General features: G+C 71.5%; 20 protein-coding genes. 13 read left to right on the top strand and 7 right to left on the bottom strand.

Going from position 1 to position 24,441, the window contains the following annotated elements; genetic code table 11:
• Positions 1–118: 118 nt before the first annotated feature.
• A complete protein-coding gene (locus ACFFXY_RS10985; protein WP_382349686.1) occupies positions 119–1,126 on the bottom strand; it encodes a LacI family DNA-binding transcriptional regulator in 1,008 nt (335 codons plus the stop codon).
• A gap of 111 nt (positions 1,127–1,237) precedes the next feature.
• Here ACFFXY_RS10985 and ACFFXY_RS10990 point away from each other — a divergent pair, with 111 nt between their 5' ends.
• Positions 1,238–2,266 (top strand): zinc-dependent alcohol dehydrogenase, encoded by a 1,029-nt coding sequence (locus ACFFXY_RS10990; RefSeq protein WP_382350621.1) that lies wholly within the window; start codon positions 1,238–1,240, stop codon positions 2,264–2,266.
• Entirely contained in the window at positions 2,263–3,018 is a 756-nt protein-coding gene (locus tag ACFFXY_RS10995) for an SDR family oxidoreductase (RefSeq protein WP_382349689.1), read from the top strand. The genes ACFFXY_RS10990 and ACFFXY_RS10995 overlap by 4 nt, the downstream gene beginning before the upstream one ends.
• Here the strand turns inward: ACFFXY_RS10995 and ACFFXY_RS11000 are convergent.
• The 4 genes from ACFFXY_RS11000 to ACFFXY_RS11015 all read right to left on the bottom strand — a co-directional run bounded on the left by ACFFXY_RS11000 (position 3,015) and on the right by ACFFXY_RS11015 (position 9,351).
• A complete protein-coding gene (locus ACFFXY_RS11000; RefSeq protein ID WP_382349691.1) occupies positions 3,015–5,126 on the bottom strand; it encodes a beta-galactosidase in 2,112 nt (703 codons plus the stop codon). The two genes, ACFFXY_RS10995 and ACFFXY_RS11000, sit on opposite strands and share 4 nt — an antisense overlap.
• 63 nt (positions 5,127–5,189) lie before the next feature.
• Positions 5,190–7,244, bottom strand: coding sequence for a glycoside hydrolase family 36 protein (locus ACFFXY_RS11005; protein WP_382349694.1), 2,055 nt, complete (start codon positions 7,242–7,244; stop codon positions 5,190–5,192).
• Positions 7,245–7,531: 287 nt separating this feature from the next.
• Complete coding sequence (locus ACFFXY_RS11010) at positions 7,532–8,254, bottom strand: FadR/GntR family transcriptional regulator (RefSeq protein ID WP_382349697.1); 723 nt, start codon at positions 8,252–8,254, stop codon at positions 7,532–7,534.
• A 53-nt stretch (positions 8,255–8,307) separates the two neighbouring features.
• Positions 8,308–9,351, bottom strand: a complete 1,044-nt coding sequence (locus ACFFXY_RS11015; RefSeq protein WP_382349700.1) for a LacI family DNA-binding transcriptional regulator — start codon at positions 9,349–9,351, stop codon at positions 8,308–8,310.
• A 199-nt stretch (positions 9,352–9,550) separates the two neighbouring features.
• On the opposite strand from ACFFXY_RS11015, the gene ACFFXY_RS11020 reads away from it, so the two are divergent.
• From ACFFXY_RS11020 to ACFFXY_RS11060, 9 genes are all read left to right on the top strand, one after another.
• Positions 9,551–10,615, top strand: coding sequence for a glycoside hydrolase family 62 protein (locus ACFFXY_RS11020; RefSeq protein ID WP_382349703.1), 1,065 nt, complete (start codon positions 9,551–9,553; stop codon positions 10,613–10,615).
• 41 nt (positions 10,616–10,656) lie between these two features.
• A complete protein-coding gene (locus ACFFXY_RS11025; protein WP_382349706.1) occupies positions 10,657–11,268 on the top strand; it encodes an RICIN domain-containing protein in 612 nt (203 codons plus the stop codon).
• Positions 11,269–11,348: 80 nt separating this feature from the next.
• Entirely contained in the window at positions 11,349–12,254 is a 906-nt protein-coding gene (locus tag ACFFXY_RS11030; RefSeq protein WP_382349709.1) for an alpha/beta hydrolase family protein, read from the top strand.
• A complete protein-coding gene (locus ACFFXY_RS11035; RefSeq protein WP_382349712.1) occupies positions 12,251–13,882 on the top strand; it encodes a glycoside hydrolase family 43 protein in 1,632 nt (543 codons plus the stop codon). Before ACFFXY_RS11030 ends, ACFFXY_RS11035 begins: the two co-directional genes overlap by 4 nt.
• 9 nt (positions 13,883–13,891) lie before the next feature.
• Entirely contained in the window at positions 13,892–14,932 is a 1,041-nt protein-coding gene (locus ACFFXY_RS11040) for an endo-1,4-beta-xylanase (RefSeq protein ID WP_382349715.1), read from the top strand.
• Positions 14,933–15,110: 178 nt separating this feature from the next.
• Complete coding sequence (locus ACFFXY_RS11045; protein ID WP_382349718.1) at positions 15,111–16,766, top strand: AAA family ATPase; 1,656 nt, start codon at positions 15,111–15,113, stop codon at positions 16,764–16,766.
• Positions 16,767–16,803: 37 nt separating this feature from the next.
• The gene (locus ACFFXY_RS11050) at positions 16,804–17,295 is read left to right on the top strand and encodes an aminoacyl-tRNA deacylase (RefSeq protein ID WP_382349721.1); all 492 of its coding nucleotides are present in this window, start codon (positions 16,804–16,806) and stop codon (positions 17,293–17,295) included.
• A gap of 178 nt (positions 17,296–17,473) precedes the next feature.
• Positions 17,474–17,797 carry a hypothetical protein gene (locus ACFFXY_RS11055; RefSeq protein WP_382349724.1) on the top strand — a complete coding sequence of 108 codons (324 nt, stop codon included), beginning with the start codon at positions 17,474–17,476 and terminating at the stop codon, positions 17,795–17,797.
• A gap of 28 nt (positions 17,798–17,825) precedes the next feature.
• Positions 17,826–18,188, top strand: coding sequence for an iron chaperone (locus ACFFXY_RS11060; protein ID WP_382349727.1), 363 nt, complete (start codon positions 17,826–17,828; stop codon positions 18,186–18,188).
• A 44-nt stretch (positions 18,189–18,232) separates the two neighbouring features.
• Here the strand turns inward: ACFFXY_RS11060 and ACFFXY_RS11065 are convergent, their stop codons facing one another.
• Both ACFFXY_RS11065 and ACFFXY_RS11070 read right to left on the bottom strand, forming a co-directional pair.
• Entirely contained in the window at positions 18,233–18,958 is a 726-nt protein-coding gene (locus ACFFXY_RS11065) for a hypothetical protein (protein ID WP_382349730.1), read from the bottom strand.
• Positions 18,951–20,795 (bottom strand): NUDIX hydrolase, encoded by a 1,845-nt coding sequence (locus ACFFXY_RS11070; protein WP_382349733.1) that lies wholly within the window; start codon positions 20,793–20,795, stop codon positions 18,951–18,953. Before ACFFXY_RS11070 ends, ACFFXY_RS11065 begins: the two co-directional genes overlap by 8 nt.
• 346 nt (positions 20,796–21,141) lie before the next feature.
• Between ACFFXY_RS11070 and ACFFXY_RS11075 the strand changes: the two genes are divergently transcribed.
• Entirely contained in the window at positions 21,142–23,028 is a 1,887-nt protein-coding gene (locus ACFFXY_RS11075) for a vWA domain-containing protein (RefSeq protein WP_382349736.1), read from the top strand.
• On the top strand, positions 23,025–24,437 hold the full coding sequence (locus ACFFXY_RS11080; RefSeq protein ID WP_382349739.1) for an extracellular solute-binding protein: 1,413 nt from the start codon (positions 23,025–23,027) through the stop codon (positions 24,435–24,437). Before ACFFXY_RS11075 ends, ACFFXY_RS11080 begins: the two co-directional genes overlap by 4 nt.
• Positions 24,438–24,441 lie beyond the last annotated feature (4 nt).

A 24,441-nucleotide genomic window follows, 5' to 3' on the forward strand; every position in this document is an offset into this window, starting at 1 on the left:
CTGTGGATCGGCGGGGCGGCGTCCGGGCGGTCGCTCGTGAGGGGGAGCCGCGGATGCGCAAACGATTGCTCAATCGACGATAGCGGGCTCCGGCCCCGCCTGCAAGGCTCCCGTCCGCTCAGCGGCGCGCGGCGGTGGAGGCGCGCACCACCAGGACCGGTCCGGGCTCGTCCACGCTCCGGTGCGCGACGGGGCCGCCGTCGACCACGTCGGCGAGCGCCGCGACCGCGGCCCGCCCCAGCTCGTACAGCGGCATGCGCACGCAGGTGAGGGGCGGCCAGGTGTGCTCGGCGGTCCAGGCGTCGTGGACCGCGACCACCGAGAGGTCGCCCGGCACGTCCACGCCCTGCGCCCGCGCCTGGGCGAGGACGCCGACCGCCGCGTTGACGTTGGCCGCCACGATCGCCGTGGGAGGCTGGGGGAGCGCCAGCAGCTCCGCGGCCGAGGCCCGGCCGTCGGTCTCGTGGAACCCGCGCCGGGTGACCAGCCCCGGCTCGCCCGGCAGGCCCGCCTCCAGCAGCGCGGCCAGGTACCCCTCGGCTCGCCGCTGCGCTGCAGGGGACGCGGCAAGCCCGCCCGCGAAGCCGATCCTGTTGTGCCCCAAGCCGATCAGATGCTCGGTGGCGCGACGTGCGGCGAGCGCGTCCGGCACGACCACCGAGCTGGCGCCGGGGATGCGCTGGTGGATGGTGACGAGCGGGGCGCGCTCGCCCACCGAACGGGCCAGCTCCTCGGGGTCCGTTCCGTCGCGCGGCTGGAGCACGATCCCGTCGACCCGGCCCTCGCCCACGAGCCGGTCGAACATCCTCCCGCCCGGCTGCATGTCCTCGCTGCGCGCCAGCAGCATCACGCAGCCGCGCGCGACCGCCTCGTCCTCGACGCCGCGCGTCAACTCCGCGAACAGCGCGTTCGTCACGTCAGGCACGATGAGCGCGATGACGTCGGTGCGCGCGAGCTTCAGCGCCCGCCCGGCGAAGTTCGGGTGGTAGCCGACCTCCGCGGCGGCGAGGCGCACCCGTTCGCGCGTCGCCTCGCTGACCCGCGCCGCGGGGTCGCCCGAGAGCACCCTGGACACCGCCGACACCGAGACGCCCGCGCGGGCGGCCACATCGCTGAGTTTCGCCATCGGTCAAGTATCGCCTATGGGTCCGGACGATGAGCAAACGATTGCGCAAACGGAGAATCTGTGCGATCCTCACCAACGATCGAACCGCACCGAACCCCCGAGGAGGCCCCCGTGCTCGCCGCGCACTACGCAGGAAACCGGACCATGACGGTGGAGGCCGTCGAACCGTCCCCGCCCGGACCCGGCCAGGTCCAGATCGCCGTGGCCTACAACGGGATCTGCGGCACCGACCTGCACATCCTCAGCGGCCACATGGACGCCCGCGTCGACGTCCCCGCGATCATCGGCCACGAGATGAGCGGCACCGTCGCGGCCCTCGGCGAGGGCGTCACCGGCCACGCGGTCGGCGACCCCGTCACCGTCATGCCCCTCGCCTGGGACGGCACCTGCCCCGCCTGCCTCGCGGGCAACCGGCACATCTGCCAGAACCTCGACTTCGTCGGCATCGACTCGCCCGGCGCCCTCCAGGGCCGCTGGAACGTCGACGCCGGACTCCTCGTCCCGCTCCCGGACACGTTGTCCCTCAAGCACGCCGCCCTCGTGGAGCCCACCGCCGTCGCCGTCCACGACGTGCGCCGCGCCGAACTCGCCCCCGGCCAGAAGGCCGTCGTCATCGGCGGCGGCCCCATCGGCGTGCTCATCGCCGCCGTCGCCCGCTCCTTCGGCGGCGAAGTCGTCGTCATCGAACTCGACCCGGGGCGCCGCGAACGCATCGCGGCCCTCGGCTTCACCGTCCTCGACCCCCAGGGCGACACCGTGGCCCACGTCGAGGAGTGGACCGGCGGCGCCGGCGCCGACGTGGTCTTCGAGGTCTCCGGTGCGGCCGCGGCCGTCCTCGGCGCGGTCGACTACGCGAAGGTCCGCGGCACCCTCGTCGTCGTCGCCATCCACCCCGAGCCGCGCCCGGTGAACCTCCAGCGCGTCTTCTGGCGCGAACTGCGTCTCCTCGGCGCCCGCGTCTACCAGCGCGAGGACTTCGAGACCGCCGTCGAACTCCTCGACGCCGGAGACATTCCCGCCGACGCCCTCATCACCGCGACCGTGCCCCTCGGCGACGTCCAGTCCGCGTTCGACGCCCTCACCGCCGGGGCCGCCATGAAGATCCTCATCGACGTCCAAGCAGGGCAGGAGACCGCATGAACCCCTTCGACCTGACCGGCCGCCTCGCCGTCGTCACCGGCGCCAAGCGCGGCATCGGGTTCGCCATGGCCGAGGCCCTCGCCGAGGCCGGGGCCGACGTCGTCGGCGTCAGCGCCACCATCGAACCCGAAGGCTCCGCGATCGAGCGGCGCGTCACCGCACTCGGCCGCACCTTCCGGGCCCTGCCCGCCGACCTCAACGACCCCGAGGCCGTCGCCGAACTCGCCGACACCCTCGCGGGCCTGGGCCCCGACGTCCTCGTCAACAACGCCGGGACCATCCGCCGCGCCCCCGCCGCCGAGCACCCCGACGCCTACTGGGACGAAGTCCTCCAGGTGAACCTCACCAGCCAGTTCGCGCTCTCGCGCGCCGTCGGCCGGTCCATGCTCGAACGCGGCCGCGGCAAGATCGTCTTCACCGCCTCGCTCCTGAGCTTCCAGGGCGGCATCAACGTCCCCGGCTACGCCGCGGCCAAGTCCGGCATCGCGGGCCTCACCCGCGCGCTCGCGAACGAGTGGACCGGCCGCGGCGTCACCGTCAACGCCATCGCCCCCGGCTACATCGCCACCGACAACACCCAAGCGCTGCAAGACGACCCGGACCGCTCCAAGGCCATCCTCGACCGCATCCCCGCGGGCCGCTGGGGCCGCCCCGGCGACCTCGCGGGCGCCACGGTCTTCCTCGCCAGCGCCGCCTCCGACTACGTCTCGGGCGCGGTCCTCCCCGTCGACGGCGGCTGGCTCGGCCGCTAGCGGGCTTCGCGGAGGATCTTCACGTCCCAGGGGCCGAGGCGGATCGGGCCCCCGGCGGCGTGGTCGGTGTCGTCGAGGACGTCAGTGGCCGCCGTGGGGAGGGTGAACTCGGCCTCGTTCCAGGACCAGTTGTGCACGAAGCGGACCGTGTGGCCCGTGCCCGTGACGCCGCTGGTCGTGGTGAGGCTCGGGTGGTCGGGGCGCCAGGGGTCGGCGGGGGCGAGCCAGCGGAACAGCGACTCGGCGAGCGCGTCGTCCGGCACGGTGCCCACATAGGTCACGCGCCCCTGCCCGTGCGCGTTCGTGGTCACCGCGGGGAAGCGGCCGTAGTGCGGGTGCACGTACTCCGCGAGCGCCTGCGCCCCTTCGAGCACCAGGCCGTCGGCCCACTTCGTGGCCGCGGCCCCGTCGAGCTCCAGCGGCGAGCCCTCCGCGGACCGCACCGCGAGCCCGCCGTGAAGGTTCGCGAACTCGTCGTACCAGACCCCGGCGGCCTCGTGAAGCCTCGCGGGCTTGACCTCCAGCCGCGCCCGCGCCTCCTCGTCGCCGTACCCGGTGCGCGGGCCGAGGACCAGGTGCCCGCCCGAGGCCGCGTACCGCTCCAGCCAGTCCAGCAGCGCGTCGTCCGCCGCGTAGATCCCGGCGGCCACGAGCACCGGGAACTCGGCGGCCGCGGCCTCCGGCTCGCCGAGCTGCTCGGTGTGGACGATGCGGGTCTGGAGCCCGGCGTCGAAGGCGCCCTTGTAGAACGGGGACGCGATGGAGTGGAACGAGTCCCGGTCCGGGGTGCCGTCGGCGTTCGCGAGGGCGGGCTGCGCCCCGAGCGCCCACTCGCTCTCCTTGGAGTACAGGACCGCCACGTCCGCGTGCGGCACCAGCCCGTCGAGCACCGGCCCGGCCTTGCGCAGTTCCGCGCCCAGGCGCGCGAGCTCGCGGTAGGCCCGCCCCGGCTGCCGGCTGTGGGGGAGCACCCCGCCCCAGTACGTCTCCGCTCCGAAGTGGAGGGTGTGCCAGTGCCAGTACTCGACCATGCGCGCCCCGCGCGACACCAGCGCCCAGGCGGCTTGGCGCCACTGACCGTCGTACGCGGGCAGGTTGTGCGAGGGCTCCCCGATGGCCTGCGCGTTCGTCTCGGTCACCAGGAACGGCTCCTGCCTGGACCCGTACATGACGTCCGCCGAGCGGTACAGCGCGGCCGTGCCGTCGAGCGTCCAGTGCGGGGCGCCTTCGGGCTCGGCGGGCAGCGCGAGCGCGTCCTGCATGCGGTAGTACGGGTTCCCGGCGGTGATCGAGAGCGTGCCGGCCACGGCCCGCTCGTCGATCCCGGGGCGGCCGTAGCAGATGCAGGTCGTCACGAACTGGTCCTCGTGCGCGTACTCGCGCGCGATGTCGGCCTGCCAGCCGATGAAATCGGTGGTCTGCTCGGCCTGGAACCGGCGCCACGCCTGCTCGTACTGCGGCTGCGCGTTCCCGTCGGGCCGCCACAGGTCCGCCCACGTCGACAGCCGGTGCGACCAGTACACCAGGCCCCACTCCCGGTTGAGCGTCTCCACGTCGCCGTAGGTGCGGCGCAGGTGGTCGGTGAACCGCTGGAACACGCCTTCGTTGTGGTACAGCTGCACTCCGGGCTCGTTGTCCACTTGGAACCCGATGACGGCCGGGTGGTCGGCGTACCGGTTGAGGATCTTCCGGATGACCCGCTCGGCGTGGAACCGGAACGCCGGGTGCGTGTAGTCGACCTCCTGTCGCGCGCCCCATCCGACGCGCCGCCCGGTCCGGTCCTCGGCCGCGATCTCGGGGTACAGGCGCGCCAGCCACGGCGGCACCGCGTACGTCGGCGTGCCGAGGACGACGCCGATGCCGTGCTCCAGAGCCCCGTCGAGGACCGGTCGGAGCCAGTCGAGGTCGAAGACGCCGTTCTCGGGCTCCCAAGTGCTCCACACGGACTCGCCGACGCGGATCACGGAGAATCCGGCCTCTGCCATGAGGTCGAGGTCCTCCTCCAAGCGGTGCTTCGCGGCGTCGGTGTCGAAGCCGCCGACGACGTCGGGCTGGTACTCGTAGTAGTAAGCGGCGCCGAAGAGGATCGGCTCGGGCCAAGCGGACATGCGGTTCCTTCAAGTATGGGTGTTGGGTGCCGTGAGCGGCAGGTCAAGCGGGGTGCGACCGGGCTACCGGGGTGCGACCTCGAAGATCCGGGCGCGCAGGCCCGGCGGGACGTCGATCACCGGGACGCCGTCCCGGTCGCGGACGGTCCACGCGGGAAGGTCGGCCGGGTACACCTGCCGCACGGCCCGGCCCGCCAGGTCCGGCAGCGCGAGTTCGGCGGCGTCGCCCCGCGACCAGACCGCGAGGAGGCCCCCGGGCTCGGCGTCGAGCAGCAGCGCGACCACGTCGTCGTCCCACCCGGGCAGCCCGAGCGGCCAGACCGGGACCGAGGCGGCGATGTCGCCGCGCCGCTCGCGGTGCAGCGCGACGGCCTCGTGGACGAGGGCCGACTGCTCCTCGCCGAGGTCGTGCAGGAACCCCGAGAGGTACATGCGGCCCATGACGCCCGAGGCCATCGCGAACGCGGTCTCCTCCGGGGTCATCGACGTGTCCGGGTACGCCCAGTTGCCCGCCTGCTCCGGCAGGACGCTCGCGGGCGCGGTCGCCGCCACGACCGGGTACCTCCGGTAGTCCTGCTGGTCGCTCGTGGACTGCAGGTGGACGGCCGACAGCAGGTGGTAGTCCATGCGCATGCCGCCCGACGAGCAGCTCTCCAGGAGCAGGTCCGGGTGCCGCTCCTGCACCGCCAGCAGCCAGTCGCGCAGGCCCCGCGTGTGCCCCAGCAGCCCGGCCCCGGGCGCCTCGGCGTCCACATCGGTCCCCGCGCCGACGTTGCTGTTGTAGTCGAGCTTGAAGAACGCGACGCCGAACTCCTCCACGAGCCGGTCCACGGCCTCGTCCAGGTGCGCGCGGGCGGCCGGGTGCCGCAGGTCCAGCTGGTAGTGGTTGCCCTCCAGGACGCGCTCGCCGAACCGGCAGAAGAACGCCTCGTCGGGGAGCTTCTCGGCCACCGGCGACTTCCGGCCCACCGCTTCGGGTTCGAGCCACAGGCCCGGGCGCATCCCGGCCCCGCGGATCGCGTCCATGACCGAGCGCAGGCCGCCGGTGAACCGGCCGGGGCCCTCGCGCCACTCGCCCGGGCGGTCCCACCAGCCCTCCTCCGGCGATCCGAACCAGCCCGCGTCGATGCAGAAGTACTCCGCGCCCGCGGCCGCCGCCGACGCGATGAGCGGCAGCAGCTTCTCCGTGGACGGGTCGCCCATGAGCGTGTTCATGTAGTCGTTGTAGACGACCGGGTAGGACTCGTGCGCGGCCCGCGGGACCCGGATCGCCCGCCGGTACTCGGTGAGCGCCGCGAACGTCGCGTCCCGGCCGCCGTCGGCGACGACCACGCCCGCCGGGACGCTCGTGAACTCCCGGCCCGGCGCCAGGCGCTCGGCGAACTGGTGCTCCAGGTCGGTCGGGCCGAGGACCCCTACGGTCACGGTGCCCGCGTCGCGCGACAGCTCCCAGTGCCAGCCCGCGCTCGTCTCGACCTGCCACGCCACCGACGGGCCCGCCTCGGACGCGAGCACGCCCGTGGGCAGGACCTCGCCGCTCGACCAGGACCCGTGGCTCGTCACCGGGAAGTGCCCGCGGCCGACGAACCCGTACCGGCCGAAGCTCAAGTCCGGCAGGAGCTCCGCGAGGGGGCGCTGCTCCCAGCGGCCCTCGCCGAGCCACTCGGCGCGGCCCCACAGCACGTCGTACCCGGTCCCCGCGACCGAGAAGACCGCGGAGGTCACCATGGTGAGCACGAGGTCGCGGTCGCCGCCGTTGCGCACGGTCTGCGTGATCTGGAGTCCCGGGCCCGCCGCGCGGAGGACCGAGACGACCTCGATCCCGGTGGCCTCCTCGACCTGGTGGATGCGCAGATCGTCGCCGACGGACTCGTGGCCCGCGTACCGCAGCCGCACCCCGATCGCCGACCTGACGTAGATCTGCGTGTTGTTCTCGCGGGCGCGGCCCCCGGCGTGCAGCTCCACGATCGGGCAGGGCGCCGCCGCGGACGGCCCCTCGGGCCCGGTCGCGAGGCGGACGAGCCGCACCGGCCCGTCGCCGTGCGCGAACCGCAGGTGCAGGCCGGGCCGGGCCCACTCGAACTCGCTGCGCTCGGCATCGTCGTCGGTCAGGGTCATCGGTGGTTCCTCTCGCACGCGGTGGAGGGCGACCGGAACCGCCGTGGGGCGCGGCGGCACCGCGAAGGGCTGCATTCGGGGGCACGGACAAACAAACGATAGCCACGTCGGCGCCGCGGGACAAGCCGTCGCGCCCCGAATAATCAGATGTTTCGGATCGTCGTCCGCAGATCATAGCTTCGTCAAGCTTGAAATGCCTGCATAATGCCGTTCAGTTGTCGCGCTCCGTCAGGAACATTGCGGCGTGACGCCGGAAAGATCGAATGAATCGAGTGCTGCGCGCGCGGTCACTCCGCCGGATCGGCCGCCGTCCGCGACTCGCCGTCGAGGTCTGAGAGCGACTCCTCGACCCCCAGCAGATGGTTCGCCATGCGGACCCGGGCCGCCTCCGGGTCGTGGGCGCGCAGGGCCCGCCAGATCGCGAGGTGCTCCTCGTGCGTGCGCCGGTCGGCCCCGGCCTCGCGGAGGCTCCGCCACAGCCGTTCGCGCACCGTGCGCCCGGCGAGGGCCTCGATCATCCCGGCGAGCACCGGGTTCCCGGTGTGGGAGGCGATGATCCGGTGGAACGCGATGTCGATCTCGATGATCCGCTCGTGGTCGTCCGGCGCGGTGTCGAGCAGCCGCGCGGCCTCGTCCAGCAGTCCCCGGGCCTCCGCGAGGGCCTCGTCGGGGATGCTGTACGCGGCGAGCCGGGCCGCCTCGGCCTCCAGCAGCCGCCGGATCGCGTGCACGTGCCGAGCCTGCCCCTCGTCGCCCTGCAGCTCGACCATGAAGCCCATGGGCGCCAGCAGCCGAGGCACGTCGAGCCCGGTGACGTACGTGCCGTCCCCCTGCCGGGTGTCGAGCACGCCGAGGATCGACAGGGCCCGGACGCCCTCGCGCAGCGAGCCGCGCGAGACGCCGAGCGTCTCGGCCAGCTCCTTCTCGACCGGCAGCCGCTCCCCGGGGTGCAGCTCGCCGGTGAGGATCATGTGCTTGACGCCGTTGACGACGTCGTCAGTGCGGGACATGGGAGCAAGTATGTCCGAGGCGCGGGCGGTCCGCGATCCCGCGTCCCGGCGCGTCAGCGCTCCCGCGGCGGCGCGGTGCTCTCGCGGACCACCAGCTCGGTGGCGAGCTCCACCCGCTGCTGCGGGAGCGCCTCGCCCGCGGCCAGGCCCACGACCATGCGGGCCGCGGCGGCCCCCATGTCCTTGAGCGGCTGGCGGACCGTGGTCAGCGGCGGGATCATCCACTTCGCCTTCGGCAGGTCGTCGAAGCCGACCACGCTCAGGTCCTCGGGGACGCGCACCCCCAGGGCCGCGGCGGCGTGGTAGACCCCCAGCGCCGTCCCGTCGTTCCCGGCGACGACCGCCGTCGGCGGGTCGTCGAGCCGCAGCAGCTCCAGCGCGAGGTCGCGTCCGGTCGCGATGTTGAAGTCCCCGTGGCGCTCCAGGGCCGGATCGGGACGGATGCCCGCGAGGTCGAGGGCGGCGCGGTGGCCGTCGAGCCTAGCCCGCGCGGCCTCCATGTCGCCGGGCCCGGCGACCACGCCGATGCGGCGGTGCCCGAGCCCGATGAGGTGGCGGGTCGCGCTGAGGCCGCCGTTCCAGTTCCCCGACCCGACCGAGGGCGCGCCGTGGTCGGGGTCGCCGGTCGGGTCGAGCTGCACCAGCGGGATGTCCCGGCTGTAGAGCCGGTCGGTCTGGTCCGGGTCCAGTCCCGAGTAGACGGACACGACGCCGACGGGGCGGCGCGCCAGGACCTCCTCGACCCAGTCGCGGCCGGGGACGTGGCGCCCTCCCAGTTCCGAGACCACCACGCCGAGCCGGTGCTCGCGGGCCACCTCCTGGACGCCGTTGAGGATCTCGATCGCGTACAGGCCCCGCAGCTCGTGGAAGAGCACGTCGATGAGCGCCGCGGACTTCGCGGGCCGCCGCTGCCTGCGGTACCCGCGGCTCCTGATGAGCTCCTCGATCTGCTCGCGCGTGGAGGCCGCGACGTCCGAGCGGCCGTTGACGACCTTCGAGACGGTCGCGGTGGAGACGCCCGCCAGTGCCGCGAGCTGCGCGATCGTCAAGGGGCCGTCCGGCACTGCGGCGCCGGCGCCTGCGGGGGAGGGGCTCATCGCGGCAGTCTAGCGCCACGCGCCCCAGGCGCGACGCCTTCGGCGGCCCCGTTGACATGATATCGATAACTCTCTATAGTTCGATTCATCTAAGTTTCGGAACCCCACTCGAAAGTTTCGGAACCGGCTTCGGCCTGTGATCGGTAACCACCGGCACGGTTCCCACACGGAAAGGCCCTCCATGCAACGAACGCTTCGGATGCGAATACTGGGAGCGCTCGCCGTCCTCGCGTCGGCCGCGGCGCTCGCCTCCAGCTCGCTGACCGCGAGCGCCCAGACCACCGGCGGCGACGTCGGCGCGCAGGCGCTGCCCGCGAACTACTCCTGGGAGTCCAGCGGCCAGCTCATCTCGCCCAAACCCGATTCCTCGCACCCCATCGTCTCGGTCAAGGACCCGACGGTGGTGCGCTACAACAACGAGTGGCTGGTCTACATGACCACCGCGAACACCTCCGGGAACTGGAGCCTCGCGTTCACGCGGTTCTCGGACTGGTCCCAGGCCGCCAGCGCCCCGCTGACCTTCCTGGACCGCAACGCGAACATCGGCAACCGCTACGCCGCGGCCCCGCAGCTGTTCTACTTCGCGCCCCAGAACCTCTGGTACCTCGTCTACCAGACCGGGCCGCCGTCCTACTCGACGAGCACCGACCCGACCAACCCCAACAGCTGGTCGGCGCCGCGCAACTTCATCAGCAGCACGCCGCCGATCGTCCAGCAGAACAGCAACGGCTTCTGGCTCGACTTCTACAACATCTGCGACAGCACCATGTGCTACCTGTTCGCGGGCGACGACAACGGGCACGTCTACCGCTCCGAGACCACCGTAGGGGAGTTCCCGAACAACTTCCGCAACACCCAGATCGTCCTCCAGGACTCGAAGTACAACCTCTTCGAGGGCGGCGCGGTCTACAAGCTCGACAACACCAACACCTACCTGCTCATCTGGGAGTCGATCGGTTCGGACGGCGTGCGGTACTACCGCTCGTACACCGCGAACGGGCTCACCGGGCAGTGGCAGCCGCAGAAGACCACGCAGAACGCACCGTTCGCCGGGCCCGCGAACGTCTCCTTCCCCGGAGGCCGCTGGTCCGCCGACATCAGCCACGGCGAGCTCATCAGGTCCGGCGTCGACCAGACCATGAACCTCGACACGAGCAACCTCCGCATGCTCTACCAGGGCCGCAACCCGAACTCCGGCGGCGAGTACTCGCAGCTGCCGTACCGGCTCGGCCTCCTGACCCTCACCGGGGGCTCCACATGCTGACCCCGGACCCCTCGTCCCCCTTCCCTCCCAAGGAGATGCAGATGCACCCGGCCGCACCCGACTTCTCGATCCTCACCCGCTGGTCCCGCGCCTTCGCCGCACTCGCGGCGGCGGTCGTGCTCGCCACCGCCAGCCTCGTCGGCCTCGCCGCCGACCGCGCCGACGCGCAGCCGCCGAACACCAGCGACTGGTACTCGATCGTCTCCCGGCACTCCGGTCTCGCCTTCGACATCCAAGGAGCCTCGACGGCGACCGGCGCGATCCTGACCCAGTACACCAACGTCCAGGGCACCAACCAGCAGTTCCGGTTCATCGACTCCGGCGGCGGCTACTACCGCATCCAGGTCCGCCACTCGGGCCAGGTCCTCGACGTCTGGAACTTCAGCACCGCCGACGGCGGCACGATCGCCCAGTACACCAACCTCAACGGCAACAACCAGCAGTGGCAGGTCACCAAGAACTCGGCGGGCTTCTACAGCTTCGTCAACCGCCACTCCGGCAAGGCCCTCGACGTCTACAACTGGTCGACCGCCGCGGGCGACCCGATCCGCCAGTGGGCCCCGACCGGCGCCAACAACCAGCAGTTCTCCCTGATCCCCGTCGGATCGACCTGCGGCGCAGACGAAGTCCTCGCCGACATCGCCCCCGCCTGACCGACCCGGGGCCGGGAACGGACGGCGCACCCGCCGGTCCGCGCCGTCCCTCCCGGCCCCGCCTCCCGAAAGGACACCCCATGTCGATGACCCGACGCACCGCCCTCGGCCTCGCCGCGGCCGGAGCGGCGACCGTCCTCGCCGGACCCGCCTCGCCCGCGCGGGCGCAGACCGCGCCGACCAGGACCTACCCGCTCGGCGTCCGCCAGTTCACCTGGAGCCGCGCCGGACGTACCCTCGTCACCCGGATCTTCTACCCCGCGGCCACCGGCACTCCCGGCGCCGAGCCCGCCTCCGGCGCGCCCCTCGCCGACGGGCGCTTCCCGGTCGTGGAGTGGAGCCACGGCCTCGGCGGGAACCCCGAGAGCTACGGCGTCCTCATCCGTCCGCTCGCCGCCGCGGGCTTCATCGTCGCCGCCCCCGTCTTCCCCACCACGACCACCGGGGCTGAAGGGAATATCGGCGACGTCTACAACGGCAACCAGTCCAAGGACGTCACCGAAGTGCTCACGCAGACACTCGCCCTCGGCGCGGCCGGCTCCTGCGACCCCTTCGAGGGCCGCATGGACACCTCCCGCGGCGTCGGCGCCGCCGGGCACTCCCTGGGCGGCATGACCACCCACGGCCTCCTCACCGCCTGGCCCGACCCGCGCATCACCACCGCGATCCCCTACGCCTGCGTCGACATGGGCAACCCGACCGGGGCCGTGAACGCGAAGGTCCTGTTCGTCCACGGCGACCAGGACCCCATCTGCGACTACGACCTCGCCCGCAACGCCTACGCCGAACTCCCGACCCCGAAGGCCTTCATGACCCACACCGGCCAGGGCCACGACGAGTTCGTCTGGAACGGCCCCACCTACCCCCAGACCGTCGCGACCAGCCTCGACTGGATGCGCTGGGGCCTCTACGGCGACACCGCCGCCCGCGACCGCCTCGCCTCCGACGCCACCGGCGGCGGCATCGTCTGGGAGGCGGCGCTGTGACCGGCCGGGAGACGGGGCCCGCGCGCTGGCTCGACCACCCCGGCAGCCGCAGGCGGCTGCTCGCGGGCGGCGCGGGCGTCCTCGCCGGGGCCGCCGCGGCAACCGCGTTCATCCCCTTCGCCGGTGCGGAGGCCCAGCAGACGTCCTACGCGAACCCGGTGGTGTGGCAGGACTTCGCCGACGTCGAGGTCATCCGCGTCGGCGCCGACTTCTACATGACCGCGTCCACCATGCACTACTCGCCCGGCGCGCCCGTGCTCCACTCCAGGGACCTCGTCAACTGGGAGTTCATCGGCCACTCGGTGCCCCGGCTCGACTTCGGCTCGAAGTACGACCTCAGCGGCGGACGCGGCTACGTGCGCGGCATCTGGGCCTCCACGATCGCCTACCGCCCCAGCGAGTCCCGCTACTACTGGCTCGGGCAGATCGACTTCGCGCGGTCCTACATGTACACCGCGACGAACCCCGCCGGGCCCTGGACCCGCCACGCCGAGCTCTCCCGCGCCTACTACGACGCCGGGATGCTCGTCGACGCCGACGGCACCATGTACGTCGCCTACGGCAACGGCCAGATCTCCGTCGCCCAGCTCTCGGCCGACGGCAAGTCCGAGGTGCGCAATCAGCAGGTCTTCACCACCCCGTCGAACATCGGCACCCTGGAGGGCTCCCGGTTCTACAAGATCAACGGGAACTACTACATCTTCCTCACCCGCCCCGCCAACGGCCAGTACATCCTCAAATCCTCGTCCCCCTGGGGCCCTTACGAACTGCGACAAGTCCTGCTCGACATGCGCGGCCCGATCAGCGGCGGCGGCGTCCCTCACCAGGGCGGCCTCGTCTCGACCCCCGGCGGCGCCTGGCACTACATGGCCTTCGTCGACGCCTACCCCGGCGGGCGCATGCCCGCGCTCGCGCCGATCACCTGGACCTCCGACGGCTGGCCGCAGGTCACCACCGTGAACGGCGCCTGGGGGAGCAGCTACCCGTTCCCGAACCTGACCCCGGCCCCGGTGCCGCCGCTGACCGGGACCGACACGTTCACCTCCTCGGCGCTGGCCGCCAAATGGGAGTGGAACCACAACCCCGACGACACGAAGTGGTCCACCGGGTCGGGGCTGCGCCTCCAGACCGCCACCGTCACGAACGACCTCTACAACGCGCGCAACACGCTCACGCACCGCATCCAGGGGCCGTCGTCCACCGCCACGGTCGAACTCGACCCGTCCGGGATGGCCGACGGCGACCGGGCCGGGCTCGCGATGCTCCGCGACGCCTCGGCGTGGATCGGGCTGCGCCGCGACGGCGCCGCCACCCGCGTCGTCATGACCGACGGCCTGACCATGGACGGCAACTGGAACACCACCGGCACCGGCACCGAGCGCGCGAGCGCGGACCTGTGCTCCAGCCGCGTCTGGCTCCGCGTCACCGCCGACATCCGGCCCGGCTCGGGCCGCCAGGCGCAGTTCTCCTACAGCGAGAACGGCTCCGCGTTCGTCCCGCTCGGGCCCGCATTCACCCTCAACAGCAACTGGACCTTCTTCATGGGCTACCGGTTCGCCGTCTTCAACTACGCCACACGGGCCCTCGGGGGCGCCGTCACCGTCAACCGATTCACCGTCGACACCTGAGGAGTCGCCATGACCGACCCGCATCCGAGAACACACCGCGTCCGACGCCGCCTGGCACTGGCGACGGCCGCCGTGGCCGCGGCGGGCATCGCCGCCGTGAGCGCGCTCGTCTTCACCAGTCCCGCGCAGGCCGCGACCACCCTGGGCGCGTCCGCGGCCCAGACCGGCCGCTACTTCGGGGCCGCCGTCGCCACCCAGCACCTCGGCGAGGCCGCCTACGCCAACACGCTCGGCACCGAGTTCAACAGCGTCGTCGCCGAGAACGCCATGAAGTGGGACGCCACCGAGCCCAACCCGGGCCAGTTCACCTTCTCCGGCGGCGACCAGATCGTCTCGTGGGCGCAGGCCCGCGGCATGAAGGTCCGCGGCCACACGCTCGTGTGGCATGCGCAGCAGCCCGGCTGGGTGCAGGGCCTCACCGGGAACAACCTCCGCAATGCCATGGTCAACCACATCACCGGCGTCGCGAACCACTACGAGGGCAAGGTCTTCGCCTGGGACGTCGTCAACGAGGCGTTCGAGTGGGACGGCTCGCGCCGCCAGTCGAACCTCCAGATCCAGCTCGGCAACGGCTGGATCGAGGAGGCCTTCCGCGCCGCCGACGCCGCCGACCCGACCGCGAGGCTCTGCTACAACGACTACGGCACCGACGGCATCAACTCCAAGAGCACCGCGATCTACAACATGGTGCGCGACTTCAAGAGCCGCGGCGTCCCCATCGACTGCGTCGGCTTCCAGTCCCACCTCAGCGCGGGCGACAACCTGTCGAGCTACCAGGCGAACCTCCAGCGCTTCGCCGACCTCGGCGTCGACGTCGAGATCACCGAACTCGACGTCGGCGGCTCCGGCTCCGGCCAGGCCGCCACCTTCGACACCGTCACCCGCTCCTGCCTCGCCGTCGCCCGCTGCACCGGCATCACCGTCTGGGGCGTCACCGACAAGTACTCCTGGCGCAACGACACCCCCCTCCTCTTCGACGGCAACTACCAGAAGAAGCAGGCCTACACCTCGGTCCTCAACGCCCTCAACGAAGGAGGCAGCACCTGCTGAACCCTCCCCCCTGATCACCGCCGGGCGGCCCCGAACGCACTCGGGCCCGCCCGGCGGCCGTCCCTGCCGGTGTCCCGCCGGTCTCCCGCCGCCCGCTCCGAACGCGGAACCGCAGGTCGCCGTGGCCGCTCCTGACTACTCTGGAGGACCGTCGAGACCCCACCCCCATGGAGCCCACATGCCCCCTTCCGGCACGGCCGCATCGGTACTGGAGACCTGGGTCCGCGGCGTCGGCCTCCTGCGGCAGGGGGACCTCGTGCGGGCCTCGGACTGCTTCGAGTTCGTCCTGGACTACGACCCGGGCATCGCCGACGCCTGGCTCGGCCTCTACGCCACCGGCGAGCGCCGAGACGAGGCCCTGCGCGCGATGGTCCGGCACCAGGCGCACTTGGGCCGGTTCCGCGACTCCACCGGGCTGCGCATCGAGACGTCGTTCGCGATCGGGAAGTTCGTCGCCTACAAGCTCAGCGGCGCCTACGACGCATGGCTGGCGCACGTCGCCGCCCTGCTCGACGCCGACGACTTCGCCGCGGCCGGCGACCAGCTCGTGCTCGCCGCCGACCGCGAGACCACCGACCAGACCCGGTTCCTCCAGACGCGGCTGCACTACGAGCAGGGCGAGTGGGAGCACGTCCTCAAGGCCGCGCACGGCATCACCGACCCCGCGCTCCGCGACGAGTCGGCGCTCTACACCGCCGCGAGCCTTGTCCACCTCGGCACCCCTTATGAGGCGCTGGAAGTCCTCGACGGCCTGCCGACCGCGATCTCCCTGCCCGCCTTCAGCGCCCACCTGGCCTTCGTCAGGGGCGTGGCGATGGAGTCGCTCGGGGAGGAGCGCGAAGCGGCGCAGTCGTTCCAGCGCGCCTTCCGGCTCGCCCCCGACGTCGAGGCCTTCGCCGAGCGCGTGCGCGCCCTCCGCCCCGAGAAGACCGTGGACCTCGACTTCGAGCGGCGCCCGCCCTCGGGCGCACCCGACCGCGCCGAGCTGCTCTCGCGCGCCGCCGGGACGCTCGACGCGATGATCGGCCTCGAATCGGTCAAGCAGCAGGTCCAGGCGTTGAAGGCGCAGTACCGGATGGCGATGCTGAAGAAGGAGCGTGGCCTGCCGAGCGCCGCGCGCCCGCAGCACTTCGTGTTCACCGGCCCGCCCGGCACCGGCAAGACCACCGTCGCCCGCGTCATGGGGGAGATCCTCGCCGGACTGGGCCTGCTCGAACACGGGCGGGTCGTCGAGGTCCAGCGCGGCGACCTCGTCGGCGGCTACCTCGGCCACACCGCGATGAAGACCCGCGCGAAGATCAAGGAGGCCACCGGTGGCGTCCTGTTCGTCGATGAGGCGTACTCGCTCGCCAACCGCGGCTACGCCGACCAGGCGGACGCGTTCGGCGACGAGGCGCTCCAGGAGATCCTGACGGCCGCCGAGAACCTGCGCGACCGCCTCGTCATCGTCCTCGCCGGGTACACCGACCAGATCGACGAACTCCTCGACGCCAATCCGGGCCTGCGCTCGCGCTTCTCCACCGTCGTCGCGTTCCCGTCCTACTCGGCGCGCGAACTCACCGAGATCGCCTTCGCCATCTTCGACACCGCGGGCGAGACCCTCACCGGGGACGCCGAGGCCGCGCTGCGGGAGGGCTTCACGGCCGCCGTCGCCGCCGGCATCGACGAGCTGGGCAACGGCCGCTTCGCCCGCGAACTCTCCCACCGCGCCACCACCGAACGCGACCTCCGCCTCCTCCACCTCCACGGCGACCACGGCACCCCCAGCTCCACGGAGATGACCACCATCGACCCCGCCGACATCGCCAAAGCCTTCACCCACTTCAACCGCTGACCTCCCTGCGCGGAGCGCAGGCGTTAGCCTTGCGGTCATGGGATCAGGGGAGTCTGTGGAGGACGGCGGCGTGGTCGGCGGGGGCGCCGAGGCTCCTGAGCGGGCCGCGAAGGATGCGGCCGGGCGGGATCTGGTCGTGGAGTTCGTCCCGCGCGATCCCGTGACCGGTGCTCCTGCGGCCCAGGGCGTCATGGGGGTGAAGACGATCGTGCTGCGCAGCCGGGACGGGTTCGTGCTCGTGCTGGTCCCGTACGAGGACCGGTTCTCCTGGCCGAAGCTGCGCGCCGTGCTCGGGGTCAACAAGATGAAGCTGCCGACCGCCGAGGAGGCGTTCGCCGCGACCGGCTACCGGCGCGGCACGATCACCCCGCTCGGCGCGGCCGAGGTGTTCCCGGTCCTGGCCGACGAGCGCCTGCGCGGGCGCCAGATCGTCATTGGCTCGGGCTCCCCGGACTTCGCCGCCCGCGTCGACGCGGACGACCTCATCCGCGCCTACAACGCCGAAGTGGTCGACCTGACCCCGCAATAGCTCCGGGACCGGCGGAACACCGGCGGAAATCCGGTGCCGACCACTCGACATGCCAACCGGAAGCGCAGGTCAAGCGCCCTTCGACCCAGCTGGCAGTGCAGATCGCGTGTCCCGCATGGAGCCCGCCGCGGCAGTACGGTGACGGAAACACCCGACCTTCACAGTTCAGGACGCCGCCATGTACGACCCCTTCACCGATTCGCACCTCCCACCACAAGGCGACCGGCCTCCCGAGAACGGCTTCGGGACCGCGTCGCTGGTCCTCGCGCTGGCCGCGTTCGCGCTCGTGTGGGTGCCGATGCTCTACCTCCTGACGTGGCCGGTCGGCGTGATCGCCGCCGTCTTTGGCGCCGTCGGCCTCAACCGTGCCCGCACCGGCCTCGCCACCAACCGCAGCACCGCGGCGGGCGGCTTCTTCGGCGGCCTGGGCTGCCTCCTCGTCATGGTCCTCGTGACCCTCATCAGCCTCTCCGACGGCCCGCTCCCCTTCATCGCCGACTAGTAGCCAGGAGCGGCGCTAGACTCCGGCCATGGCCGAGAAAGCGACGAGCGTCGAGGAGTACCTCGACGCGCTCGACCCGGAGCGCCGGGCGGAACTCGAACGGATCCGCGCCCTCGTCTCGCGGCTCGTGCCGGACACCGAGGCGACCATGAGCTACGGGATGCCGACGCTCAAGTTCAAGGGCCGGGCGCTGGTCTACTTCACGGCTTCGAAGAAGCACATGAGCTTCTACCCCTCGTCCTACGCGATCGAAGCGCTGCGCGACCGCCTCGAACCGTACAAGACCACCCAGCACGCCATCCAGTTCACCCTGGACAACCCCCTCCCCGACACCCTGATCGAGGACCTCGTCCGCGTCCACGTACGCGAAATCGACGCCGCAGGCGAATAGCACCGCCGATCCGCCTGCGGTGCAGCATAACCGCCGCCGAGCGCTCAGAGGACCAGTCGCTTCGCCAGGCCCAGCGGTGGGAGGCTGAGGCAGATTCGGGCGATGTCCTCGGGGTGGTCGAAGCGCAGGATCCAGGTCGCCGCTCCGGCGCGGACGAGGAAGTCGAGACATTGGGCGTCGAAGACCAGCTTGTCGCCTGCGGAGATTAAGTGGTCGATGTCCTTGAGCAGCGTCGGGAGGTCGATGAGGGGCGAGGGCGAGGACACTTCGAGTTTCGAGGCGCCCGAGCGGTGTTTGAAGATGCAGGCGATCTGCGCGCCGGAGAAGTACGCCGCCGCGCCCCACAGCGCATCGGTGCTGCGGTAGTCGCCCGCGGGCCTGACGACCGCCACATTGCAGTCGGCCGGGACGCTCGCGAGGTCGGCCGGGTGGTCGACCAGGAGGGCGTTCGGCACGCCGTTGGCCAGGAACCACCGGTGCACCAACTGCGACTGCGCGTTGATCACGTGCCTGCTGACCTCGTCGACACTGGAGGCGTCCAGGCCCAGGCGCCGGGCCAGGTCGGCAAGCAGGAACACCCCGGCGCCGCTGGGGACGATCACGAACCGTCTGGTCCCGCTCAGCCGCTTGACGCAGTTGAGAATCCGCGAGAACAGGTCGTGGTCGATCCCGAAGTCGCGGTAGGCGTGGGAGATGAACGAGTCGTCGTTGCGGACGTGCGTGGTCGAGCCCCGCCCCGGCAGGCGGATGCAGACGGTCTGGCTATCCATACACTTTCACTTGGTCCAGCAGGAGATTGAACGCAGGCGTCCGCTGGCGCAGCCGCTTCAAGGAGCTCTCGCTGACCCAGCGGTACTCCTGCAGTTCGGACGTCTCCAACTGGATCGTCGGCATCCGGGACAGGTCCAGGGCGTAGAGGAACCAGATGTGGAGCCGCAGTCCGTGCCGACACGGCTGGCCCTCGTCGATCTCTCCCGAGTAGATGAGGTCCAGGTCGTCGACCTCGATGCCCACCTCCTCGTGCAGTTCGCGCGAGGCGGCCATCCGCGCGGACTCGCCCCATTCGCAGTGGCCCCCGGGAACGCTCCACCTGCCCCGGTTCGGGGGCTTGACCTTCCTGACGATGAGGATCCGGTCCTCGTTGCGCACGATGACGCCCGCGGACACGTGGGCCGTCTGGTCCCCTGCGGGCAGGGTGACATTCCGTTCGGAGTCGTTCTGCGCTGCCGGGCGCACGAATGTTGCATATTGGCTCGGCGTGACGCGAGTCGACACTGCATTCATGGCTTCTAGCCCCTCCGCGAAATGGTCGAAGACCGATTGTATGAGCTGGCGGGATTCATCCTCTGGGAAGAGGCCGAACATCTGGTGTCGCCATGCCGACATCTTGGGCTGGATTTCCGGCCTCGCGAGCATCCAGCGGGCGAGTTCGACGACCGCGCGCCCGCACAGCGCATCGGCCGCGGCCTTGGCGGAGTAGCGGGTCGAATGCCCGTCGATCCAGACCGACAGGTGCCGGTCGATGATCGCGATCAATGAGGTCTCGGTGATCTCGTACCCGAAGCGGTACAGATTGTCGGCATAGTTCAACCGCCCCGGGAACAACTGGAGATAACCCGAGTTCCGCAGGAGCCGCACTTTCACTCCGGGGTGCGATTCGGAGAGCGCAATGGTCGACAGCGCGATATCGGAGCCCGACATCCGTTTCCAGGTCCGCTTGATGCCGACAATGGTGCGCACCGTGCGGCGGAAGACGTCGAGGTCCTGGTCGGCGATCTGCTGTCCCTTGGGAATGACGCTCGACGGGACCGTGCCCTCGACCGACTGGAGGATGAGGGCCGAATCGGACAGGACGAGCGGGGACAGGTGGGCGATCTCCAGCGACCGCAGCGCGCGGCTGGTGCGGTCCAGGATCACCCGTGAGAAGTCCGAGATCTGGGAGGTGGTGCTGACCTTGACGAGATGGTCGTTCTCGGCCTGCTGGAGGCGGCTCTCCAGGCGGGCGTCCGCCTCGGAGTAGCGGGAGGTGACCCGGAAGCGCAGCACGCTCCGGTCCTCGATCTCCGCGGCGATCGCGGCCAACTGGTCGTTCGGGATGAAGGTCGACAGGGCGTGCACCAGGATCACGTGGCGGTACCCGGCGTCCTCGGAGGCCCGGTCGGCCAGGTGCGTCAGCGCCACGGCGTCGAACCCGTCGATCGCGGCCTCGTGGCCGAAGTACTGGTATCCCAGGACGAAGATGCCGCATTCGGCGGCGGGGAACTCCACTTGGGTCGACCATCCGTACTTCTTCAGATGCGCCAGCAAGGGCAGTCCTTGGAACTGCTGCCGGAGCTCCGGCGATTCCAGAGGCAGGCCCTCCATGATGTCCTTGGCGCGATCCTCGAAGAACCTCCTGGTATGGCGATTTCGCCGTGCGATCCGCAATGCGCCGCCGGTGATGCTGCCCAGTGTCAGGGCCGCCAAGATCCCCTGAAGGAATCCGCCCGTATAACTCGACGTGAACGACTTGGCGAGATCGGAGAACACGGCCGCGATCTGCAGGAGTGCGATCAGGGAAACGGCGAGAATGGGGATCGAATGCGCACTGATGATGCTGCGAGCCATGCGCCACTTGGATCTCATCAGAGGGGTGCTCCAGGAAATGGTGGCAATTGCCCATCGCGCGATGGCACCCCAGCATATCAACCCGGCGGGCCCGGACCGGGGCCCAGCGGTCGGCTCGGAATCGGCGGGACCTTCGGGGTGGGGTGGTGCGGCATACTGTTCAGTACCCTTCCGCCGGAACCGATCCCCGACGACACTCCACCGCGACATGGCAACGGAGCCAACAGTGGCCGCAGACGAAGCCCATCGGACCGAACCCCCCGAGGACGAGACGCCCGTGCCGCCCAGGCAGGGTCCGCCGCCGCCGGCGGTGTACCTGGGCGGGGCGGCGGTGACCATCGGGGGGTTGCTGGGAGCGCTGATCCAGCTGCTCATCGGCGCGGTGCCGCAGCCGTGGAGCACGGTGCTGGTGGCCGTGGGGATCGGGATCATCATCGTGCAGCTCCTGTGGAGCCTGCTGCGGGTCGGCGCCGGGCGGGGCAGCGTGCGGTTCACCGGGGCCGCCGTCGTGGTGTTCGCGGTCGTGTGCTCGTTCATCCTCGGATTCCTGCTGCGCCCCATGGCGTTGCAGATCTACGACCGGCTCTACTCCTGCGGCGACCCGGTGGAGCTGACCGTGCTCGTCCCCGCCGACGGGGCCGCCTGGTTCCAGCAGGCCGTCACCGAGTTCAACCGCGAGTACGGGGAAGGCGAGTGCCGCGCGGCCAACGTGACCGCCTACAGCGCGCCCTGGCCCGAGGTGGAGAAGGCGATGGCCCAGGGCTGGCAGCCGCCGCCCGAAGGCGAGGAGGACCGGCCGTTCGAGGCGCTGCGGGACGTCGGGCCGCGGCCCCACCTCTGGATCGCGGAGTCCCAGACCCAGGTCGAACTCGCCGACGCGAAGCTGAGCGACAACGCCTCCGGCGTCAGATACGAGGTCTTCGAGCCGAAGGACGCCGAGCCCATCGGCCGGACGCCGCTCGTCCTCGCCGTCCCGGAGCCGGTCCTCGACACGCAGCGGTTCAACGACGGGAACCCGGTCACCGACCGCGAACTGAACGACCTCATCGTCGAACTCGGCGACGAGCACGCCACCCCGGTGCTCAGATCGGACCCCGCGGTCTCCACCACCGGACTCCTCTTCTACCGCGCCCTCGCCGCCCAAGGCCAGGCCGCCCTCGCCGAGAGCCGCCTCGCGAACGCCGCGGCCTCGACCGGGATCGCCCTGTCCCCCAGCGACACCGACCTGCTGTGCGAGATCGCCCGCACCCAGGGCGCGAACCCGACCGCCGCGGTCCTCACCACCGAGATGGCGCTGGCGCACTACAACACCGGCCGGGCCCTCGGCGACGGCTGCCCGAGCGCCGACGACATGCGGTCGGGCCTCGTGCCGGTGTACGGCACCGGCCTGGGCGCCCTCGACTACCGCGCCGTCAGACTCGACTGGACCGGCGACCCCTGGGCCGAACGGCGGTCGAAAGTGGCCGACGACCTGCGGTCCTGGCTCGCCGGGGAGCGCAGCGAGGCGTACCCGGAGGCCCTGGGGATGCGCAGCGAGGACTACGAGCGGGACGCGCTGGCGGGGGACTACCGCTTCGAGACGGGCTTCGACGTCGAGGCCGACCCGCTGAGCGCCGACGAGTTCGAGGCGCTCCAGACCGACTACGGCCGCAGCCGCCTGCCGACGACCGTGCTGCTCGCGGTGGACCACTCGGGGTCGATGAACGAGGAGGTCGGCGGCGGCCGCACCCGCTTCGAGCTCGCGACCGACGGCGTGGTCGCCGCGCTCGACTACCTCGGCGTCAACCCCGAGGACCAGGCGGCGCTGTGGACGTTCCCCGTCTCGGGCTCCGGCTCCCACGAACCGGTGTTCGCCATGACCGCCGACCCGCCCGACGACGTGGCCGAACGATTGCGGGACACGCCGTCGAGCAACGGCGTGGACCTCCACCAGACCCTGCTCGACGGCATCGCCGAACTCGACGCGGCGGGCGGCGACGGCTCGGCCGCGATGGTGGTCATCACCGACGGCGCCGATCCGGACCACTCAGGGACCACCGTGGACGACGTGCGGGCCGGCCTCGCCGAGCACCAGGCGAACCTGTACCTCATCGCGGTCGGCGAGGCCTCCTGCCGGTCGGCGGCCTTCGCCGGACTCGACGAGGACCCGCGCGTCACCTGCCTCGAAGCCGAGGAGGAGCAGATCCGGACGACCTTCGACAGCCTGTTCAACCAGTTGTGGAGCGGCCGATGACCAGCCGGTGGAGGTCCCGCCCGCGCCTGTCCCGCAGGACGGTCCTCGAACTGCTCGGCGGCGCGGCGGCCGTGGCCGCCGTCGGCGGCGCGTACTGGCTCGGCGGCCGCGAGCGGGAGGACGAATGGGAGGACCTCGGCGGCAGGCCGCTGCGGCTGCTCGCCTCCCGCGACGAGACCGCGAACGGCCAGCGCCGGCTCCTGGTCGACCAGTGGAACGCCTGGCATCCGGGCCATCCCGCGGAGATGGTGGAGCTGCCGCCGATCGCCGACCTCCAGTACACCGCGATCCACGCGGCGCTCCAGGCCGAGGACCCGGACGTGGACGTGGTGGACCTCGACGTCCCCTGGGTGGCCGAGTTCGCCGTGGCGGGCCGCCTCGAACCGCTCGACGGCGCGGACACGGGCGGGTTCCTGGAGCGGCCCTTGGAGGCCGGGCGCTTCGAGGGGGAGCTGTACGCGCTGCCGTTCAACACGAACGTGGGGATGCTCTACTACCGCAAGCGGACCGATTCGAAGTCGGACTCCGACTACCGCAGCGGCGCCCTGACCGAGATGGAGGCCGCGTCGATCCGGACCTGGCAGGACCTGCGGGACACGATCGCCGTGATCCTCCAGGAGGACAACGGGTTCGCCGGCGGCATCGCGATGCAGCTCGCGTCCTACGAGGGGTTCACCGTCAACGTCTGGGAGTTCCTGCTGGCCAACCAGGTGGAGGTCGCGGCCGGGACGGGGATGATCGACTTCGGTCCGCGGTCCGACGCACTCGGGCTCCTCGAACGACTGTGGAGCGACCTGTGGGAGCCGGTGGCCCCCGGCAAGTCCACGGTGCTCCCGGCCGCGGTGCAGCACAACGAGGACGAGTCGCTCGCGGCGTTCCAGGCGGGGCTGACGCCGTTCCTGCGGCACTGGCCGCAGGCGATCCGCACCCTGGAGTCGTGCGAGGCGTTCGCGGCGGTCGCCGCGGACGTGCCGTTCGAGGTCGGCGTGGTGCCGATGCCCGGCGGCGTGCTCGGCGGCGGGAGCCTCGCGGTGAGCGCCTATTCCGAGCGCAAGACGGTCTCCCGGGCGCTGATCGAGTTCCTGACGGGCCCGGTGAGCCAGCAGCTCCTGTTCGAGCGCGGCGGCTTCGCCGCGGCGCGGCCCGAACCGTACTTCGACGCGATGGCGCAGCTCGGCAGCGGCGTCGCGGACGGCGGCTGCGAGTCGGCCGGCGGCCCGCGGCAGGAGGCCGCCGCGATGTACGAGGCGCTGACCGGCGAGGGTCCGGGCCAGCGGCCCGAGGTCGACCGGTACACGCAGTTCAGCTACGCGTTCCGCGACGAGCTGCACGACAAGCTCGCCAACGGCGACGCCCCCGACTTCAGCGGCCTCGCCGACCGGCTCGAACGGGCCGTGGACGGCAGGTGACCGG

The organism is Glycomyces mayteni, assembly GCF_042428885.1.
Classification (GTDB): Bacteria; Actinomycetota; Actinomycetes; order Mycobacteriales; family Micromonosporaceae; genus Glycomyces; species Glycomyces mayteni.

Bases quoted from the DNA above. Each gene is read 5' to 3' on its own strand.
- ACFFXY_RS10985 (WP_382349686.1), bottom strand. From the start codon at position 1,126: ATGGCGAAACTCAGCGATGTGGCCGCCCGCGCGGGCGTCTCGGTGTCG.
- ACFFXY_RS10995 (WP_382349689.1), top strand. From the start codon at position 2,263: ATGAACCCCTTCGACCTGACCGGCCGCCTCGCCGTCGTCACCGGCGCC.
- ACFFXY_RS11000 (WP_382349691.1), bottom strand. From the start codon at position 5,126: ATGTCCGCTTGGCCCGAGCCGATCCTCTTCGGCGCCGCTTACTACTAC.
- ACFFXY_RS11005 (WP_382349694.1), bottom strand. From the start codon at position 7,244: ATGACCCTGACCGACGACGATGCCGAGCGCAGCGAGTTCGAGTGGGCC.
- ACFFXY_RS11010 (WP_382349697.1), bottom strand. From the start codon at position 8,254: ATGTCCCGCACTGACGACGTCGTCAACGGCGTCAAGCACATGATCCTC.
- ACFFXY_RS11015 (WP_382349700.1), bottom strand. From the start codon at position 9,351: ATGAGCCCCTCCCCCGCAGGCGCCGGCGCCGCAGTGCCGGACGGCCCC.
- ACFFXY_RS11020 (WP_382349703.1), top strand. From the start codon at position 9,551: ATGCGAATACTGGGAGCGCTCGCCGTCCTCGCGTCGGCCGCGGCGCTC.
- ACFFXY_RS11025 (WP_382349706.1), top strand. From the start codon at position 10,657: ATGCACCCGGCCGCACCCGACTTCTCGATCCTCACCCGCTGGTCCCGC.
- ACFFXY_RS11030 (WP_382349709.1), top strand. From the start codon at position 11,349: ATGTCGATGACCCGACGCACCGCCCTCGGCCTCGCCGCGGCCGGAGCG.
- ACFFXY_RS11040 (WP_382349715.1), top strand. From the start codon at position 13,892: ATGACCGACCCGCATCCGAGAACACACCGCGTCCGACGCCGCCTGGCA.
- ACFFXY_RS11045 (WP_382349718.1), top strand. From the start codon at position 15,111: ATGCCCCCTTCCGGCACGGCCGCATCGGTACTGGAGACCTGGGTCCGC.
- ACFFXY_RS11050 (WP_382349721.1), top strand. From the start codon at position 16,804: ATGGGATCAGGGGAGTCTGTGGAGGACGGCGGCGTGGTCGGCGGGGGC.
- ACFFXY_RS11055 (WP_382349724.1), top strand. From the start codon at position 17,474: ATGTACGACCCCTTCACCGATTCGCACCTCCCACCACAAGGCGACCGG.
- ACFFXY_RS11060 (WP_382349727.1), top strand. From the start codon at position 17,826: ATGGCCGAGAAAGCGACGAGCGTCGAGGAGTACCTCGACGCGCTCGAC.
- ACFFXY_RS11065 (WP_382349730.1), bottom strand. From the start codon at position 18,958: ATGGATAGCCAGACCGTCTGCATCCGCCTGCCGGGGCGGGGCTCGACC.
- ACFFXY_RS11070 (WP_382349733.1), bottom strand. From the start codon at position 20,795: ATGGCTCGCAGCATCATCAGTGCGCATTCGATCCCCATTCTCGCCGTT.
- ACFFXY_RS11080 (WP_382349739.1), top strand. From the start codon at position 23,025: ATGACCAGCCGGTGGAGGTCCCGCCCGCGCCTGTCCCGCAGGACGGTC.